Genomic DNA, 17428 nt, shown 5'->3' with positions numbered 1-17428 from the left:
GCTCAGCTGGATAGAGCGCTGCCCTCCGAAGGCAGAGGCCAGAGGTTCGAATCCTCTTGGGTCCGCCACTTTTCGTTAGTCTTGGACGAACCGCACCTTGCCAATGTAGGGCAGGTTGCGATTGCGTTGCGCGTAGTCGATGCCATAGCCCACGACAAATTCATCCGGGATTTCAAAGCCGATCCAATCGGCGCGAATATCCGCCTCACGACGCGAGGGTTTGTCGAGGAGTGCGATGGTCCGGAGCTTGTGCGGTCTGCGGCTTTGGAGCAGGTGCAGCACGTGGAAAAGCGTGTGGCCGGTATCGACGATATCCTCGACCACAAGCACGTCGCGCCCTTCAATATCGCCGCGCAAGTCCTTGAGAATACGAACTTCTCGACTGCTCTCCATGGCGTTTCCATAGGATGAGGTTTCAACGAAATCGACCTCAACTGGCAGATCGAGTTCACGCACAAGATCGGCGATAAAGATGAAAGAGCCGCGTAGGAGGCCCACAACCACCAATTTCTGCGTGCCTGCGAATTCGGCCTCAATCTCATGTGACAGCGCCTCGATTCGCGCGGCGATGCTCTTGGCCGAGATCATTTTATCTATAACATAGGCGTGCTGCGGCATGTGACCCCCTTGAACATCCCGGACCAGTCTAGGAAAAAGCGGCGCACTGTCACGCGGAAACCGGGGGGCGCATGCCAACACATTCTGAGACGCGCGTTTTGCGCTATACGGCCGAGCAGATGTATACGCTCGTGGCCGATGTGGCCAGCTATCCGCAGTTCCTGCCGTGGACGGCGGCGGCGCGGGTGCGGTCCGTGCGCCCGCAAGAGGATGGGTCAGAGATCATGGAAGCGGATCTTGTGATTAGTTTCAAGGTGTTCCGCGAACGCTTTGGCAGTCGCGTGGTGCTCTGGCCCGAGATGCGGCGGATCGAGACCGAGTATTTGGAGGGTCCATTCCACCACATGCGCTCGAACTGGGCGTTTCGCGATGTCGAGGGCGGGTGCGAGGTCAGCTTTGATGTAGATTTTGTGTTCAAGAACAGGTTGTTGCAATCCGCAGCTGATCTGTTCTTCTACGAGGCGATGAAGCGGATCGTGCGGGCCTTTGAGCAGCGGGCGCAGGAGCTCTATGGGTCTGCATGAAGTATGCTGACCAAGTTACTCATTCAAAGAGATAAAAAGCAGTTCAAGTGCATGATTTCGAGCGCTCTCCCGGACGACGCTGCGCCCTAGCGGGCCAAATTCCACGGTTTCGGTCCGGGTCGGGTGCCCGATCCTGGCAAGGCCAAAGCAGACGCGGCCTTCGGGTTTGTGCTCTGATCCGCCGGGGCCAGCGATGCCAGTGATGGAGACCGCAAGCTGTGCCGCGCTGTGGTGCAGGGCGCCGTCGGCCATTTCCTGCGCCACCTCTTTGGACACGGCGCCATAGGTGGCAAGCGTTTTGTCAGACACGCCCAACATCTCGATTTTCGCAGTATTTGAATAGGTTACAAAGCCACGTTCAACCACGGCAGAGGAGCCTGGAATGTCAGTCAGCGCAGCGGCGACCATGCCACCTGTGCAGCTTTCGGCTGTGGCGATCATCAGGCCCTTTTCTTCTGCAAGGGCAAGAATCTTCTTTGCAATCATACCCCTAGAACCCCGTGATAGAAACCGGCAGCCAAAAGGACACAAAGCGCGGCGGCAAAGCCTGCGACGATGTCGTCGAGCATGACACCCAAGGCATCGTTGCGGCGGTCGGCCCAACCGATGGGGCCGAGTTTGGTAATGTCGAAGAAGCGGAACGCGAGAAAGGAGAAAACAAAGCCGGGCCAAAGACTTAGGAGGTCTGCGCCGGCGTGGGAGGCCCCGATCGAGACAGGCAGGAAGGCGAGCCATTGACCGGCCACCTCGTCAATCACGATCTCGGACGGATCGTGATCTATCTTTCCCTTTGTTTCCAGATGCGTAGACCACAAACCTAAAGCAAAGACGAGCACAATTCCGGCGAAGAGCAGAGACGGTCCGCCTGCAAGATGCAGGGCCCATGCCACAGGCAGGGCCGCGAGCGATCCCCATGTGCCGGGGGCCGGGCGCATATGGCCAACGTAGAAAAACGTTGTGATCAAATGGGTTAGGCGCATGATTTGACCAATGTCACGACCGCTTGGGCGGCGATGCCTTCCTCTCGTCCGGTGAATCCGAGGCGTTCTGAGGTGGTGGCCTTGACCGAAATGCGGTCAGAAGCGAGCCCGGTAATCTCGGAAAGGGCGGCCTGCATGGCGGCGGCATGGGGGGTGATCTTGGGGCGTTCACAGATAAGAGTGACGTCTATGTTATTGATCTTGAACCCAAGTTCATCCGCCAGGCCAACTGCATGACGCAAGAAGATGTGGCTTTCGGCGCCTTTCCATTGGGGGTCGCTGGGGGGGAAGTGACGGCCGATGTCGCCCTGTGCCAAACCCCCATATATAGCGTCGGCGAGGGCGTGAAGCCCGACATCTGCGTCAGAATGGCCTTGCAACCCACGATCATGGGGGACGGCGACACCGCAGAGCATGCAATGGTCGCCGGGGCCGAAGCGGTGGACGTCAAAACCTGAGCCGACACGTATATCCATCTGTTTTCCAAGTATTTTCTCGGCACGTTTGAAATCGTGCGGGTGGGTGATCTTGAGGTTGTCCTCATCGCCATCGAGGATGGTCACGTCGATCCCGGCGGCGCGGGCCACGGCGACATCATCGGCGGCGTCGCCGGCATGTGCCCGGTGCGCGCCAAGAATTGGTTCAAAATCAAAGGCTTGCGGGGTCTGGGCGCGGTAGAGCCCGGTTCGGTCGCGGGTGCCGGTCACGCGCCCGTCGACCCCGGTCCAGAGCGCATCGGTGACGGGGAGCGCCGGGGCGAGCGCGGGCAATCCGGTGCTGCGGATTTTGTAAGCTATGTAAGCTATGTAAGGTGATTTTGTACAACATCTTGCCACGTCATGGATGAGAACATGGTCGGGCGGATCACTCGCCAAGACCTCGAGCCCGTTTCGGACCGACTCGGCGCGTGTGGCACCGCCTGTCGTGACCATAATCCGGGGATGGGGGGCGAGGCGGTCGAGGTCGTCGGGATGCAGCACCACGAGGATGCGGTCGATCCCTTTGGCACCCAGAAAGGCGTCGAGCGTCCAGTCGATGACACGGCGGCCCAAAAGGGGCTGCCATTGCTTGGGGCAGTCCCCGCCTGCGCGGGTGCCCCGTCCTGCGGCGACGATGAGGGCGGCGGTTGTCATGGCTCTTGATTAGGACGGGTTTTGTCCGAGCGCAATGGCTGAGCATCTGCCTAATTATTAGGCAATGCACCGTGCCGCGACTGTTATTTGGGCCTGTGATCATTGTTTGGGACGGGGTTCACAGGTAGAACCAGCGATATGCACAAGGATTAGGCAGGGACATGCTCAGGATCGCGGACAAGGCTTTGGCGACACCGGTTCTCTTGGCGCCGATGGCGGGAATCACCGACCTGCCGTTTCGCAACGTGGTGGCGGGTTTTGGCGCGGGCCTCGTGGTGAGCGAGATGGTCGCAAGCCAGGAGATGGTGCAGGCCAAACCCTCGGCGCGGGGCAAGGCGGAACTGGGCCTTGGGGCCGAAAACACAGCCGTTCAACTGGCGGGTTGCGATGCGCAATGGATGGCAGAGGCGGCGCGGGTGGTTGCGGACCAAGGCGCGCGGATCATCGACATCAACATGGGCTGTCCGGCCAAGAAGGTGGTGAGTGCCAGCGGGGCTGGGGCCTCTGGCTCGGCGTTGATGCGGGATCTGGATCATGCGTTGCGGTTGATTGAGGCAGTGGTCGCGGCGGTTGATGTGCCGGTGACGGTGAAAATGCGGCTGGGTTGGGATCACGACTGTTTGAACGCGGCGGAGTTGGCGCGGCGGGCGGAGGCGGCGGGTGTGGCGATGGTCACGGTGCATGGGCGCACGCGCTGTCAGTTTTACAGCGGTGCGGCGGATTGGGCGGCGATTTCAGAAATTGTGGCGGCTGTTAACGTTCCGGTCATTGCGAACGGCGATATTACCGATGTTGCCACGGCGCGCCGGGCGGCGGCGCAATCGGGGGCGGCGGGTGTGATGATTGGCCGGGGCGCACGCGGGCGGCCATGGGTCCTGGCGGAAGTGGCGGCGGCGATGGGGCAGGGCGCGGCCCCAGTGGAGCCGAAAGGTGCAGCATTGGCCGATCTGGTGGCCGGGCATTACGAGGCGATGCTCGGGTTTTACGGGCGCGATCTGGGGCTGCGCGTCGCGCGCAAGCATCTGGGGTGGTATATGGATGCGGCGGGCACGGGTGAGCGTCTGCGGCGCGCGGTGCTGACGGCGGTCAGCCCGGCGGCGGTGCTGGAGCATTTGCCCGAAACGATGGAGGCGCGCGCTGTGGACGCGCGGGCGGCGGCATGAGCGTGGATGATGCCATCTGGACCTCGCTTCCGGTGCCTGCGATCCTGCTGGATCCTCAGGACCGGATCGCGGGGATCAACCCGGCGGCGGAAGGCTTTATGATGTCGTCGTCGCGGGCGTTGATGGGGCAGCCTGTGTGGGACAAACTGGCGGTCAACGCGCCGCTGGAAGAGGCGTTCGAGCGGGCGCGGGCCAATGACGCGCCGCTCTTTGTCAACGATGTCGATGTGGGCACCGGCGAGCGTGCGCCGATGCAGTGCAATTTGCAGGTGGCACCGCTAACGGGCAGTCCGGGGCATATGATCATGCTCATCAGCCCGCGCGAGTTGGCCGGGCGCATGGTGCAGAACAGCAATGTGAAATCGGCGGCGAAATCGGCGATCGGCATGGCGGAAATGCTGGCGCATGAGATCAAGAACCCGCTGGCGGGCATTACCGGCGCGGCGCAGCTCTTGTCGATGACGCTGGCGCCAGAGGATCTGGAACTGACGGATTTGATCGTGAGCGAGAGCCGCCGGATCGTGAGCCTGTTGGAACGGGTCGAGCAGTTTGGCAATATCAGCGCGCCGGACATGCGCCCGGTGAATGTGCATGACGTGCTGGACCGCGCGCGGCGGTCGGCCATGCTGGGCTTTGCGGCGCATATGGCGCTGGTCGAGGATTATGATCCGTCCTTGCCGCTGGCGCTCGGGGATGGGGATCAATTGCTTCAGGTGGTGCTGAACCTCTTGAAAAACGCGGCCGAGGCGGCGCGGGGCAGGCCCGGCACGATTCGCCTGCATACCTATTATGAACAGTCGCTCAGGGTGCGGCGCGGCGAGGGGCAGGGCAAGGCGCTGCCCTTGCAGATCGAGATCATCGACGATGGTCCCGGCCTGCCGCCCGAGATTGCCGATCAGGTGTTCGATCCCTTTGTTTCGGGGCGCGAGAATGGGACGGGGTTGGGATTGGCCTTGGCGGCCAAGATCATTTCGGACCATGACGGCTGGATTTCGGTCAATTCCGTGCCGGGACGCACGGTATTTCGGATTTCGTTGCAACGGGCAGCGGACGCAACCAAGGAGGCTTGAGGATGGATGGCACGGTACTGGTCGCCGATGACGACCGCACGATCCGCACGGTTCTGACACAGGCGCTGACACGGGCGGGGTGCCGGGTGCATGCCACCTCGAGCCTGACCACGCTGATGCGGTGGGTGGGCGAGGGCAAGGGCGATGTCGTCATCTCGGATGTGATGATGCCCGATGGCAATGGTCTTGAGATGCTGCCCAAGATCGCGCAGGACCGGCCCGGATTGCCGGTGATCGTGATTTCGGCGCAGAACACGATCATGACGGCGATCAAGGCGGCAGAGGCGGAAGCCTATGATTACCTGCCCAAGCCCTTTGAGCTTCCGGACCTGATGAAGCGCACGGCGCGGGCGCTCGAGAGCCGGGCACGGCGGCCCATTCGTGAGGTCGAGGCGGAGCGGCCCGAGGAATTGCCGCTGATCGGGCGCACGCAGGCGATGCAGGCGCTCTACCGGGTGGTGGCGCGGATCATGAACACCGACCTGCCGGTGATGATCTGTGGCGAGTCGGGCACGGGCAAGTCGTTGATCGCCAAGGCGATCCACGATTTCTCGGATCGGCGCACGCTGCCCTTTGTTACGGTCACGCCGGGGGATCTGCGCGAGTTGGACGGGCCATCGCGGATCATGGCGCGGGTCAAGGGCGGCACGATTGTTCTGGATGAGGTGACGGATCTGCCTCTTGAGGCGCAGGGCCGGGTGGTGCGGATGATGGATGCGCCGGGCGATCATGTGCCGCGGTTCATGGCCACAAGCCGGGTGCCGCCGGGGCGGGCGCTGGAAGAGGGCACGTTGCGCGAGGATCTCTATTACCGGCTGAGCGGGGCGGTGATCGACGTGCCGAGCCTGCGCGCGCGGGTCGAGGATATTCCGCTTTTGGCCGAGCATTTCCTGTCGCGGGACGAGCGCGATGGACAGCCGGCGCGGCATCTGTCGGAACAGGCGGCGGAACTCATGCGGGCCTATAGCTGGCCGGGAAATGTGCGGCAGTTGGAAAACGCGGTGCGGCGAATCGGGCTGACCGCGATGGCCGAGGAAATCAGCCGCGCCGAGGTCGAGGCGGTTTTGGGCAATCAGCCGCGTGCTGAGCCGGTGATGCGCGAAGGGCGGGGCGAGAGCCTGACCGCGTCGGTTGCGGGGCATTTGCGGCGGTATTTCGATCTGCACGGCGATGCCTTGCCGCCTCCGGGGCTCTATACCCGCGTTTTGCGTGAAATCGAGCTGCCGCTCATCGAGATTGCGCTGGATGCCACGGCGGGCAATCAGGCGAAATGCGCCGATCTGCTTGGCATCAATCGCAATACCTTGCGCAAGAAGATCACCGATCTGGATATTAACGTGACACGCCGCCGCAAGTTGATGTAAAACTGCAACAGGACTGTTGCCAAACGGGGGCGTGTGCGCCCGGACAGTCCATATGTTGCGGGGAAGCATGTGCAGCCCCACGAGGGAATGGGGGGTGTGCGTGGCAACGCAGACACGTGGGTTCAGAGGCAGGCGATTGTCGTGGGAGGGTGTAAGCCGCCTGCGCCGGTTGCAACGTCTCCAGAATGGGGCGACCTTGGGCCTCGTGCTGCTTGGCCCGGTGCTGGCGCTTGCGACCTATCTGATGATGGGGCCGCTCGATCAGGGGGCCACGTCGAACGGCCTGCGGCTCGTTCTGCTCTGCGACATGGTTTACGTGCTGATGGTGGCCGGGCTGGTCATGCAGCGCGTGGCGCGGATGGTGGCGGCGCGGCGCAGTCGCTCGGCGGGATCGCGGTTGCACCTGCGGTTGACGGGGGTTTTTGCGCTGATGGCGCTCTTGCCCACGATCACCGTGGCGGTGTTTGCCACCTTGTCGGTCAACATGGGGTTGGAAGCCTGGTTTTCCGAGCGGGTGGGCCGGGTGGTGGACAGTTCCGTCGCCGCAGCGCAGGCCTATGAAGAGGAACATCGCCGCGATCTGGAAACCGATATTCGGGTATTGGCGCGGGTGATCAATGCCACCAAACGCGCCGCCGTGTTCATGACCGATGGCGATATCCGTCAGGTTCTGTCCTCTGGTCAGCGGGAAATTCAGCGCGGGCTGCGCGAGGCGTTTGTGATTGATGGCGCGGGCGAAATCAGGGCGCGCGGCGAGCGGTCCTATCTCTTTGACTACGAGCGCCCGACGGCGGCGCAGATTGCCCAAGCGCAGGCCGAGGGCGTCGTGGTGATCCGCGATTGGGAGAATAACGAGTTTCGCGCGCTGATGCCGCTCGAGGCGCTGCCGGATCGGTTGCTCTATGTCAGCCGGACGGTGGATGGGGCGATTTTGAACCTGCTCGACGAGACCAAGGAAACCGCCAATTTCTACAAGCAACGCGAGAGCGAGCGGGGGCGGGTTCTGTTTGAATTCGGGCTGCTCTATCTCGGGTTTGCGGTGATCCTGATTTTGGCTGCGATCTGGCTGGGCATGTGGTTTGCCGAGCGGCTGTCGCAGCCGGTGGGGCGGCTGACCTCTGCCGCGCAGCGTGTGGGCGAGGGGGATCTCGACACGCAGGTGCGCGAGGAAGAGGGCGACGACGAAATTGCGCAACTCAGCACCTATTTCAACCAGATGACCCGGCAGTTGAAGGGCCAGCGCGAGGCGCTCTTGACCAATACGCAACAGATCGAGCGGCGGCGGCGGTTGTTTGATTCCGTGCTTGGGTCTGTGTCGTCGGGGGTTGTGGGATTGGATGCGGAGGGGCGCGTGACCTTTGTCAACCGCGCTGCCGAGCGGTTGCTGGATTGGTCCGAAGAGCAACAATCGCTGGCGCTGAATGCGGTGGTGCCGGAATTCGGCGCGCTCTTTGATCGGTTGCGCACCGTGCCGGGCGGGTTTGTGCAAGAGGAAATCAAGGTGATGCGCGGCACGCGGCAGGAAAACCTGCTGGTGCGCATGTCCACCCGGATCAGCGAGGCGGGCACGCGCGAGGGCTATGTGGTGGCGTTTGATGACGTGACCGACCTTGTGTCGGCGCAGCGCATGGCCGCCTGGGGCGATGTGGCGCGGCGGATCGCGCATGAGATCAAGAACCCGCTCACGCCCATTCAATTGAGCGCCGAGCGGATCAAGCGCAAGTTCGCGCGGCAATTGCCGCCCGAGGAGGCGCTGAGCCTCGAGCAACTGACCGATGTAGTGGTGCGCCAGACCAATGATTTGCGCCGGATCGTGGATGAGTTTTCCAAGTTCGCGCGCATGCCCGAGCCGGTGACACAACAGGAAAGCCTGAGCGAGGTATTGCGCGGTGTCGTGCTCTTGCAAGAGAGCGGGCAGCCGGGGGTTGCGTTCGATCTGCGGCTGGATACGGCACCGCTCAGGGCAGATATTGACGCCGCGATGATCGGGCAGGCGCTGACAAACCTCGTGAAGAACGCCGGAGAAGCGATTGAAACGCTTCAGGAAAAGGGCGCACCCGAGGGCCATCGCCCGATGATCCGGATCGAGAGCGCGATTGAGGGCGACCGCGCCGTGATCCGCATATCGGACAACGGGATCGGATTGCCGCAAGACCGCGCGCGGCTCTTTGAGCCTTATGTGACGACGCGCGACAAGGGCACGGGACTTGGCCTGCCCATTGTCAAGAAGATCATCGAAGAGCATGGCGGAACGCTCGTGCTTGAGGATGCGGAACCGTTCGAGGCGGGGGCACATTGCGGGGCGATGGCCGTGGTGAGCCTGCCGTTGGTGATGCAAGACACTGTAGAGGCCGAACTGGCTGGTTGAGGGACCGATGAGTGATATTCTGATTGTCGATGACGAACGTGATATTCGAGAGCTGATTTCGGATATTCTGGAGGATGAGGGCTATGCCACCCGTCGGGCGGGCAATTCCGACGAGGCGATGGCCGCGATTGCCGCCGAGCAGCCGGGCCTCTTGATCCTCGATATCTGGCTCAAGGACAGCCATATGGACGGGATCGACATTCTCAAGACCGTCAAGCGGGATTATCCGGATGTGCCGGTGGTGATCATCTCGGGCCATGGCAATATCGAGATTGCGGTCGCGGCGATCAAGCAGGGGGCCTATGATTTCATCGAAAAGCCGTTCAACATTGATCAGCTGATGGTGGTGATCCGGCGCGGCATGGAAACCAGCCGGTTGCGGCGGGAAAATCAGGCGCTCAAGCGTCGGGAAACCGCGCCTTCGGAGATGCTGGGCGAGGCCTCGGCCTTTCGGGCGCTGATGGGGCAATTGGACAAGGTCACGAAATCGAACGGGCGGGTGATGCTGTCTGGCCCTGCGGGAGCGGGCAAAGAATTGGCGGCGCGCTATATCCATGCCAACTCGGCGCGCGCCTCGGCGCCGTTTGTCACGGTTGGTTGTGCCTCGATTGCGTCGGAGCGCATGGAGGAAGTGCTCTTTGGCCGCGAATCCGAGGAGGGCGGCGTGGTGCCGGGGCTCTTGGAGGAGGCCAATGGCGGGGTGATCTATTTCGATGAGGTCGCCGACATGCCGATGGGCACGCAGTCGAAAATCCTGCGGGTTCTGGTGGATCAGACATTCCTGCGGGTGGGCGGCAGCACCAAGATTCAAGTGGATTTGCGGGTCATATCCTCGACCAGCCGGGATCTGGAGGCGGAGATTGCCGCTGAGCGGTTCCGCCGCGAGCTGTTTCACCGGCTGAATGTGGTGCCCATCGCGGTGCCCAGTCTGGAGGAGCGGCGCGAGGATATTCCGGCGTTGGCCGAGCATTTCATCGCCATGTTCCACAAGACCCAAGGGCTGGCGCTGCGCCCCCTGAGCGAGGAGGCGGCGGCGCTCTTGCAAACGATGCGCTGGCCGGGGAATGTGCGGCAGTTGCGCAATGTGATCGAGCGGGTGCTGATCCTCGGCGAGGGCACTGGGCCGATTTTGGCGCGCGAATTGCCGAGCGAGAGCAGCGGGCCGGTGGATGAGGGGCGCGTTGTGCTGTCGGGGGCGGTTGCCACGATGGCGCTGCGCGAGGCACGCGAGGCGTTCGAGCGCGAGTATCTGCTGACCCAGATCAACCGCTTTGGTGGCAATATCAGCCGGACGGCAGAATTTGTCGGAATGGAGCGTAGTGCGTTGCATCGCAAGCTGAAATCGCTGGGAATCGTGACCGGGGCCAAAGGAACGGGGCGCGGTGATGAGGATGAAGATGCGCAGGTATTTGGATAATATGTTCTAAGATCCCTGTATTTTGTGGAAAGCTGTTCGTGTTCCGGCCCTGTCGCGGTATGTTGGTTGGGGGACGCGCGCCTGCTCGGGCGATGCTTCTTATTCGCTCAAGAGAATGTGAAACGCGGGCAGGCGTCTTGTTGTTAGTCTGGTCGGGGCCTAGGTTCCGCGTCAGGAAATCAAGGGGATACCACCATGTTTGACAGGATCAGAAAACTGGGTCTGGCGGCGGCGCTGATTGTGTCGCCGGTGGCTGCGATGGCGCAACTGGGGCCGCTCACGGACCCTGAGGGTGTGATCGCGGCGCAGGTCGCGCAAGAGGCGATTGTTCTCGATATTCGCACCGGCGACGCATTCGAGGCGGGGCATATTCCGGGGTCGATCCCGGCCCCCTATGGATTGTTCCGGGGACCGGCGGAAAATCCGGGCCAGATCGTGCCCGAAGAGAAAATGACCGAGGTGTTGCGCGGTCTGGGGATCACGGCCGGGCGGCCCATCGTGGTGGTGCATCAGGGCAGCGACCAGACTGATTTCGGTGCTGCGGCGCGGGTTTACTGGTCGCTCAAATCCAGCGGCCTGACTGACCTTGCGATCCTGAATGGCGGCATGAACGCCTGGGAAAAGGCGGGCAAGCCGGTGGCGAAGGGGGCGGCAGAGGCCATTACCCCAAGCGCGATCACCGTGACCTATGACCCGACATGGACCGCCACGCGCGAGGATGTGAAGGCGATCATCGACGGCAAGGACAGTGCCGAATTGATCGACGCGCGCCCGGAAGCGTTCTGGAAGGGCGAGACCAAGCACGCGGCGGCGACCCAGCCGGGCACCCTGCCGCAGTCGCGCTATTTCACCCACGACCGCTGGTTCGGTCAGGATGAACCGACGCTGATCAAGCCGGACCTGATCCGCGAATTGGCGGCTGAGAACGGGTTTGAGGCCGGCGACCGGCTGGTGTCGTTCTGCAACACCGGGCATTGGGCCGCGACCAACTGGTTCGCGCTGAGCGAGATTGCGGGCATCGAAGGGGTGCGGATGTATCCCGAATCGATGGTCGGCTGGTCGAATGCGGGCTATGACATGGCCAATGTGCCGGGCCTGTTCCAGAATCTGCTGAACAAGATCACCGGCAAATATTAAGCCGAACAGGAGCCCCGCGTGAGCCAAGCCGCCTCTGCCGCGATCCCGTCCTCACCCGGCGCTGCGTCGCGCCTTATGGCCTTGGTCGCGGTGGCGGCAGTGGTGCTGGCGGTGGCCCTCTTTGCGGGGCCCCGCTATGGGCTTTTGCTGCTGATCGGTCTTGGCTTTGGGCTGACGCTGGAAGGGTTTCGCTTTGGCTTTACCGGGCCATGGCGGCGGATGATCCTGGAGCGCGATGCCTCGGGGTTGCTGGCGCAGTTGATTTGCATCGCAATTGTCGCAAGCTTGGCCTTTCCGCTCTTGGCGGCGAATGGGGCCGAGTTGAAGGGCGCGCATGCGCCCATCGGCGTGGCGATGATCGGTGGCGCGTTCGTGTTTGGTGCGGCCATGCAGATCGTTCTGGGCTGTGGGTCGGGCACGCTGGTCAATGCCGGGAGCGGCAATGCAATCGGCGCTGTGGCGCTGCCGTTTTTTGCCATCGGCAGTTTTGCCGGGGCGTATCACCTGACATGGTGGACCAATCTGGGCAGTTTGCCGGTCATGGTGCTGTCGGGCGGGCAGGGGTTGGCGATCACGCTGATCGGGCTGGCGGCGATCGCTGGCTTGGCCTTGATACTGGGCAAGCGCGGCTCTCACCGGCTGCCTGCGCGGTATTGGGGGGCGATTCTGGCGCTTGCGGGATTGGCGATTCTGCATCTGGTTGTTGCCGGGCAGCCTTGGGGCGTGGTTTACGGATTGGGTCTCTGGGTCGCCAAGGTGGTGGTGGGACTGGGCGGTGATCTGTCGGGATCGGCGTTCTGGTCGGCACCGGGCAATCAGGCGCAAGTGGCCGCAAGTGTGTTGACGGATGTAACCTCGCTCACCGATTTTGGTTTGATCGGGGGGGCCGCGCTCATGGCGTGGTGGCGGGCGGGGCTGGCCTCGCCCATCGGGATTTTGCCGGCGCGGGCATGGGTTGCTGTGATTGTTGCGGGGCTGGTGCTTGGCTATAGTTCGCGGCTTGCGTTTGGCTGCAACATCGGCGCGTTTTTCAGCGGGATCGGCACCGGGTCGGCGCATGGCTGGATCTGGTTTGTCGCAGCCTTTGCCGGGTCATGGGTGGGCGTGCGCATACGGCCCTCACTGGGTTTGGAGGCGCGCAAATGATCCGGGCGCATGTGACGATGGCGATGCTTGTGCTGATGGCCGGGTTTATCGCGTTTGACGCGGTGGCGGCGGACCCGCTCAACCCCTATGCCGCGCCGCCGATGCTGGCGCTTGGCTCTGGTATGGCCGCGGCGGGCGCGCATTGCGCAGCCCCGCCGCCGACATAAACCCCGAGACAGTTAGCCGCCGAGAAAGCCCATCGGATCGACGCTGTCAAAGCCATCGCGCACCTCGAAATGTAGCGCCGGAGTGCCGGTGCGGCGAATTTCAGCGAGCTTTTGCCCGCGTGTGACACTATCGCCTTTCTTGACGGTCAGCCCCTCGACATTGGAATAGACCGTCAAGAGCGAGCCTGCGTGTTTCACCACGATGATCGGGATGCCGTTGGTATCCTCGGTGATGGCGGCGACAGTGCCTGCATCGGCGGCCACGACGGGCGCGCCGGGGGTGGCGGAAATGTCGATGCCGTCATTGCGGCCTTTGGCATATTCGCGGATGATGTCGCCCTTGACCGGGAAGGACATGCGTGCCGCGGTGGTCTTGGTTTCGGTCTTGCCCAGATCGGGAGCGGCGATTTTCTCGACCGGTGCGGCCTTGGGGGCGGTTTTCTCATCCGGCAGCGGTTTGGAGGCGCTTGGCGGCGTGGGCGTAGGCGTGCCAGCGCCGGGCGGTGTGACAGCGACCACGTCGCTCTCGTCGAAGGGTTCGGTGGTCTCGCCGGGAAGGGCCACGGGGATCAAGAGGAACTGTCCCTCGCGCACCGAGAAATCGGGGCCAAGCCCGTTCCAGTCGGCAAGGCTGCGGATCGAGACATTGTAGAGCCGGGCGATGGAAAAGGCGGTTTCGCCGCGCTCGACCTTGTGGCGGACGGGTTCGGCACCGACCTGCGCCGGGGCTCCGGCGGTGCCGGGCGTTGCGGGCGGCAAGGCGGTGGCGGTCACCGTCTGGGAATCGGCGCGGCGGATCGCGCCATCGGCGATGCTGCCGATGTCGACGCCGGAGGGGGATTGGATCGGGCCGCCCAAGGGTTCGGCGACGCGACCGGGCAGGGCGAGGATTTCACCCTTGCGCAGGGGATCGCCGGTCTGCACGCCGTTGTAGCGGGCAAGTTCACCGGCATCGGCCCCGATGCGGCGGGCCAAGCTGCCGACGGTATCGCCGCGCTCGGCCACGGCGACCTGATAGCCGGGATAGGAGATGATGCCGCGCGCATCGGGCTGTGGGCGCGGGGCGGTGGCGTTGCGCGCCGCCTCGGCAGTGCTGGGCGCATTGCCAAAGGCCCCGCGCATGTCGAGATCGAGGGGTTGGTCACAGGCCGCCAGAGCGAAGGCCATGGTCGCCAGAAGCGGTGCGGAGCGGGAAATCTTGCGCATCTCGATCATCCTCTTGAGTGGTCCCTTGTTGGCCGGGGCCTTGGTTTACATATGCCCTGCTTATACAGGGCTTAGCCGTCGCGCCCAAGCCCCTCGACCAGAGGAACAAAGCGCACGGGGCGTAATTCGTCATACTCAAAACCGGTTTCATGCCGGGTCACGCGGATCAGACGCTGCACAGCATCGGACTGACCCACGGGCACGACCATGATACCCCCGATCTTGAGTTGGGCCAATAGGGGGCCCGGCGGGTCTTCGGCGGCGGCGGTCACGATGATGCGGTCAAAGGGGGCCTGATCGGGCAAGCCAAAGCTGCCATCGGCGGTGAGCGCCGTGATATTGGTCAGATCGAGGGCGCGAAAGATCTCGGACGCCTCTGTTACCAGACGTTTGTGGCGGTCCACGGTATAGACGCGGCGGGCTAACTGGCTGAGGATTGCGGCCTGATAGCCCGAGCCTGTGCCGACCTCGAGCACCTTGTCGCGGTTCGTGACCTTGAGCGCCTGTGTCATCAGGCCCACGACCGAGGGCTGGCTGATGGTCTGGCCGCAAGCGATGGGCAGCGGCATGTCCTCATAGGCGCGCTCGGAAAAATAGCCCCGAATGAAGGGGCCGCGGTCGATCTGCTCCATCGCGGTGAGAACCCGCGCATCGGTCACGCCCTTGGAGCGCAGGGCAAAGAGAAACTGCATCTTGCGTTCGGCGTTGCTGTGATCCTCGTCGTCGGTCATTCGATCGCCTTGAGCGCCTCCAGCGCGTCATGGGCGGTGAGATCCGCGCGCATCGGGGTCACTGAGATATAGCCTTGCAGGTTCACATCGGCATCCGATCCGGGGCTGGTGGGTTCGTGCTGCGGCGCGCCCGTGACCCAGAGAAAGCGCCGCCCCGAAGGCGCGACATGCGGCTCGACCCCAAAGCCCATGTCGCGGCGAAAGCCCTGACGCGCGGCGCGCAGACCCTTGACCTCGGATGCGGGAACGGGGGGGAAGTTGATATTGTAGAAGATGCCGTAATCGTCACGGGTCCACACGCCCTTGTCGAGCAGGCGTTTCAGCGTGGGCAGGCCGTGGACGCGCGCAGCCTCGAAGGTGTCGTCGAGATCGCGGTTGGCGGGGCCGTAATATTGGCTGAGGGCCACGGCGGGCACGCCTTGGAGCGCCGCCTCCATCGCGGCACCCACGGTGCCGGAATAGACTGCGTTTTCAGCCGCGTTGTTGCCGCGATTGACGCCCGAGAGCACGAGATCGGGGCGCGCATCCTTCATCACGTCATGCAGGCCGGCAAGGACGCAATCGGCCGGGCTGCCTTCGGCGGCGTAGCGACGCTCGGCCATTTTCGAGATCATCATCGGGCGGGTGTAGGAAATGCAATGCCCGACGCCCGATTGTTCAAAGGCGGGGGCCACGGTCCAGACCTCGCCATCCGGACCGGCGAGGGCGTTGGCGATTTCATCGAGCACGGCCAGACCGGGGGCGTTGATGCCGTCGTCATTGGTGATCAGAATACGCATGGCCTGCCCTTTTTTCTTGTGTGGTCTCTGTCTAGCGGGCACCGGGGCGGGCGGCAAGCATGGGAGGGTGCTTTAGGTCAATTCCGCCATCAGGCGCGCGGCCTCGTCGCGTGGATGGGCAAGGGCATCGCGGTCCTCGCCGGGGTGAAAGCGGGCGCGGGTGGCGGTGGCCATGGGGTTGGGTGTCAGGATATGCACGCGCGGTCCGGTTTTGACCGTTTCGACCTGCCAAGAGCGGGCAAGCGCAATTTGCGCGGCCTTGGTGGCACCATAGGCACCAAAGAATTTCTCGCCCGCGTGCGGATCATCAAAAAAGACCGCCTGACCCTCGGTGCCCAGAAGCGGGGCGATGAAAGGGATGAGGATGCCGGTGGCGGTCACGTTGCAGGCCACGGATTTGGTCCAATCGCCCTCGGACAGATGTGCGGCGGGCGTCAGGGGGGCGGCATGCACCGCCGCGTGGACCCAAGTGGCAATCGCGCCCCAGCGGTCATAGATCGAGCGGCAAAGCTGCGCCATGGCCCCGGTGTTGGTGATGTCCATCGGAGCCAGCGTCGCCTGACCGCCGGCCGCCTGAATACGGTCGTCGAGTTCCTCGAGCGCGCCGGTGGTGCGGGCGACGGCAACGACGTGATGGGTTTTGGCCAGGGCCTCGGCCATGGCGGCGCCCAGACCGCGCGACGCGCCGGTCACAAGGGCGATGGGGAGGGGTGTGCTTGTGTCCATATACCGGAAATCCCACCAGTTGCGGCGCAATTCAAGGGCAATCGCTTGACTTTCTCGCGCTTGCAGCGAAAAAGTCGGGTGAGAGACATAACAGAGGGACGCGAACCATGCGCGATACAGTTTTGACCAAGGCCGTGATCGGTCACGACACCCTGCTCCGCAAGGCGGGGCTGGTTCTGGGCGGTTCTTTCCTGATTGCGGTGGCCGCACAGGTGAGCGTGCCGTTTTATCCGGTGCCGCTGACGCTTCAGACATTGGCGATCCTGATGGTCGGTCTGACCTTTGGCTCGCGTCTGGGGGCGCTGACGCTGCTGGCCTATCTGGCTGAGGGCGCAATGGGCCTGCCGGTGTTTGCCGGTGGCTTGAACGGTGTGGCGCTGATGGGGCCGACCGCTGGTTTCCTCTTTGGCTTTGTCGCCATGGCCTATCTGGCGGGCCTCGCGGTCGAGCGGGGCCTGGCGCGCGGTGTCGTGTCGACGGCGATCTGTGGCATGGGGATTTCGGCGCTGCTCTATCTGCCGGGTCTGGCATGGCCTGCAGCGATGCTGGGCAAGAGCGCGGATGCGCTCTGGTCCGGGTGGATGGCCCCGTTCCTGCTGGGCGATGCGGTCAAGGCCGTGATTGCGGCGATGATCGTGACCGGTGCAACCGCAGTGATCCGGGCGCGCAAAGGCTGAGCCAGCCCCAAAGCTGTGAAACAAAGAACGCCGCTCCTGAACGGGGGCGGCGTTTTTCTGTGTGAGGCGGGATCAGGAGGCGGGTAGGCTGAGGCGTTCGCTGCGGCCGCCGTTGCGCGCAAGGATCACGACGCCTTCGCCGATCGCCGCGACCTTGGCGCTGCCAAGGCTGGTGCCGACCTCGACGGTGTGGACGGCGCTTCCGATCCGAAGGAGTGCGCG

General features: G+C 63.4%; 18 protein-coding genes. 10 read left to right on the top strand and 8 right to left on the bottom strand.

The genetic code is table 11. From position 1 onward, the window contains the following. Positions 1-75: 75 nt before the first annotated feature. Positions 76-618: a hypoxanthine phosphoribosyltransferase gene (gene hpt, locus KBT70_RS08975; RefSeq protein ID WP_296631566.1), complete on the bottom strand. Its 543-nt coding sequence runs from the start codon at positions 616-618 to the stop codon at positions 76-78. A 71-nt stretch (positions 619-689) separates the two neighbouring features. On the opposite strand from hpt, the gene KBT70_RS08970 reads away from it, so the two are divergent. Then, on the top strand, positions 690-1142 hold the full coding sequence (locus KBT70_RS08970) for a type II toxin-antitoxin system RatA family toxin (RefSeq protein WP_296631563.1): 453 nt from the start codon (positions 690-692) through the stop codon (positions 1140-1142). A gap of 15 nt (positions 1143-1157) precedes the next feature. On the opposite strand, the gene KBT70_RS08965 is transcribed toward KBT70_RS08970, so the two are convergent. Genes KBT70_RS08965 through KBT70_RS08955 form a run of 3 tightly spaced genes read right to left on the bottom strand, consistent with a single transcriptional unit; the run spans position 1158 to position 3255 of the window. Then, entirely contained in the window at positions 1158-1628 is a 471-nt protein-coding gene (locus KBT70_RS08965) for a CinA family protein (protein ID WP_296631561.1), read from the bottom strand. Further along, a complete protein-coding gene (locus KBT70_RS08960) occupies positions 1625-2122 on the bottom strand; it encodes a phosphatidylglycerophosphatase A (RefSeq protein ID WP_296631559.1) in 498 nt (165 codons plus the stop codon). The genes KBT70_RS08965 and KBT70_RS08960 overlap by 4 nt, the downstream gene beginning before the upstream one ends. Continuing rightward, a complete protein-coding gene (locus KBT70_RS08955; protein WP_296631554.1) occupies positions 2113-3255 on the bottom strand; it encodes a bifunctional 2-C-methyl-D-erythritol 4-phosphate cytidylyltransferase/2-C-methyl-D-erythritol 2,4-cyclodiphosphate synthase in 1143 nt (380 codons plus the stop codon). The genes KBT70_RS08960 and KBT70_RS08955 overlap by 10 nt, the downstream gene beginning before the upstream one ends. A gap of 161 nt (positions 3256-3416) precedes the next feature. Here KBT70_RS08955 and dusB point away from each other — a divergent pair, with 161 nt between their 5' ends. The 8 genes from dusB to KBT70_RS08915 all read left to right on the top strand — a co-directional run bounded on the left by dusB (position 3417) and on the right by KBT70_RS08915 (position 13087). Beyond that, positions 3417-4418, top strand: coding sequence for a tRNA dihydrouridine synthase DusB (dusB, locus tag KBT70_RS08950; RefSeq protein WP_296631551.1), 1002 nt, complete (start codon positions 3417-3419; stop codon positions 4416-4418). Next, positions 4415-5488: an ATP-binding protein gene (locus KBT70_RS08945; protein WP_296631547.1), complete on the top strand. Its 1074-nt coding sequence runs from the start codon at positions 4415-4417 to the stop codon at positions 5486-5488. Before dusB ends, KBT70_RS08945 begins: the two co-directional genes overlap by 4 nt. 2 nt (positions 5489-5490) lie before the next feature. Further along, the gene (locus tag KBT70_RS08940; RefSeq protein ID WP_296631544.1) at positions 5491-6852 is read left to right on the top strand and encodes a response regulator; all 1362 of its coding nucleotides are present in this window, start codon (positions 5491-5493) and stop codon (positions 6850-6852) included. 100 nt (positions 6853-6952) lie between these two features. Beyond that, on the top strand, positions 6953-9220 hold the full coding sequence (locus KBT70_RS08935) for a PAS domain-containing sensor histidine kinase (RefSeq protein ID WP_296631541.1): 2268 nt from the start codon (positions 6953-6955) through the stop codon (positions 9218-9220). Positions 9221-9227: 7 nt separating this feature from the next. After that, a complete protein-coding gene (locus KBT70_RS08930) occupies positions 9228-10637 on the top strand; it encodes a sigma-54 dependent transcriptional regulator (protein ID WP_296631536.1) in 1410 nt (469 codons plus the stop codon). Between the two features lie 195 nt (positions 10638-10832). Then, positions 10833-11774, top strand: coding sequence for a rhodanese-like domain-containing protein (locus tag KBT70_RS08925; RefSeq protein ID WP_296631533.1), 942 nt, complete (start codon positions 10833-10835; stop codon positions 11772-11774). 75 nt (positions 11775-11849) lie between these two features. Continuing rightward, positions 11850-12920, top strand: a complete 1071-nt coding sequence (locus tag KBT70_RS08920) for a YeeE/YedE family protein (RefSeq protein ID WP_296631569.1) — start codon at positions 11850-11852, stop codon at positions 12918-12920. After that, positions 12917-13087 (top strand): hypothetical protein, encoded by a 171-nt coding sequence (locus KBT70_RS08915; protein ID WP_296631531.1) that lies wholly within the window; start codon positions 12917-12919, stop codon positions 13085-13087. The genes KBT70_RS08920 and KBT70_RS08915 overlap by 4 nt, the downstream gene beginning before the upstream one ends. Before the next feature lie 12 nt (positions 13088-13099). Here the strand turns inward: KBT70_RS08915 and KBT70_RS08910 are convergent, their stop codons facing one another. The 4 genes from KBT70_RS08910 to KBT70_RS08895 all read right to left on the bottom strand — a co-directional run bounded on the left by KBT70_RS08910 (position 13100) and on the right by KBT70_RS08895 (position 16529). Continuing rightward, positions 13100-14302, bottom strand: a complete 1203-nt coding sequence (locus KBT70_RS08910) for a M23 family metallopeptidase (protein ID WP_296631527.1) — start codon at positions 14300-14302, stop codon at positions 13100-13102. A gap of 62 nt (positions 14303-14364) precedes the next feature. Next, positions 14365-15024 carry a protein-L-isoaspartate(D-aspartate) O-methyltransferase gene (locus KBT70_RS08905; protein WP_296631524.1) on the bottom strand — a complete coding sequence of 220 codons (660 nt, stop codon included), beginning with the start codon at positions 15022-15024 and terminating at the stop codon, positions 14365-14367. Then, positions 15021-15803 (bottom strand): 5'/3'-nucleotidase SurE, encoded by a 783-nt coding sequence (gene surE / locus KBT70_RS08900; protein WP_296631521.1) that lies wholly within the window; start codon positions 15801-15803, stop codon positions 15021-15023. The genes KBT70_RS08905 and surE overlap by 4 nt, the downstream gene beginning before the upstream one ends. A gap of 72 nt (positions 15804-15875) precedes the next feature. Further along, the gene (locus KBT70_RS08895; RefSeq protein WP_296631518.1) at positions 15876-16529 is read right to left on the bottom strand and encodes an SDR family NAD(P)-dependent oxidoreductase; all 654 of its coding nucleotides are present in this window, start codon (positions 16527-16529) and stop codon (positions 15876-15878) included. A 107-nt stretch (positions 16530-16636) separates the two neighbouring features. Between KBT70_RS08895 and KBT70_RS08890 the strand changes: the two genes are divergently transcribed. After that, entirely contained in the window at positions 16637-17206 is a 570-nt protein-coding gene (locus KBT70_RS08890; RefSeq protein WP_296631514.1) for a biotin transporter BioY, read from the top strand. Positions 17207-17428 lie beyond the last annotated feature (222 nt).

The sequence above is a fragment of the Roseovarius sp. genome (genome assembly GCF_018066915.1).
GTDB lineage: Bacteria > Pseudomonadota > Alphaproteobacteria > Rhodobacterales > Rhodobacteraceae > Roseovarius.
The sequence above is the reverse complement of the archived record's forward strand: the minus strand, read 5'-3'. Positions and strand labels throughout refer to the sequence as shown.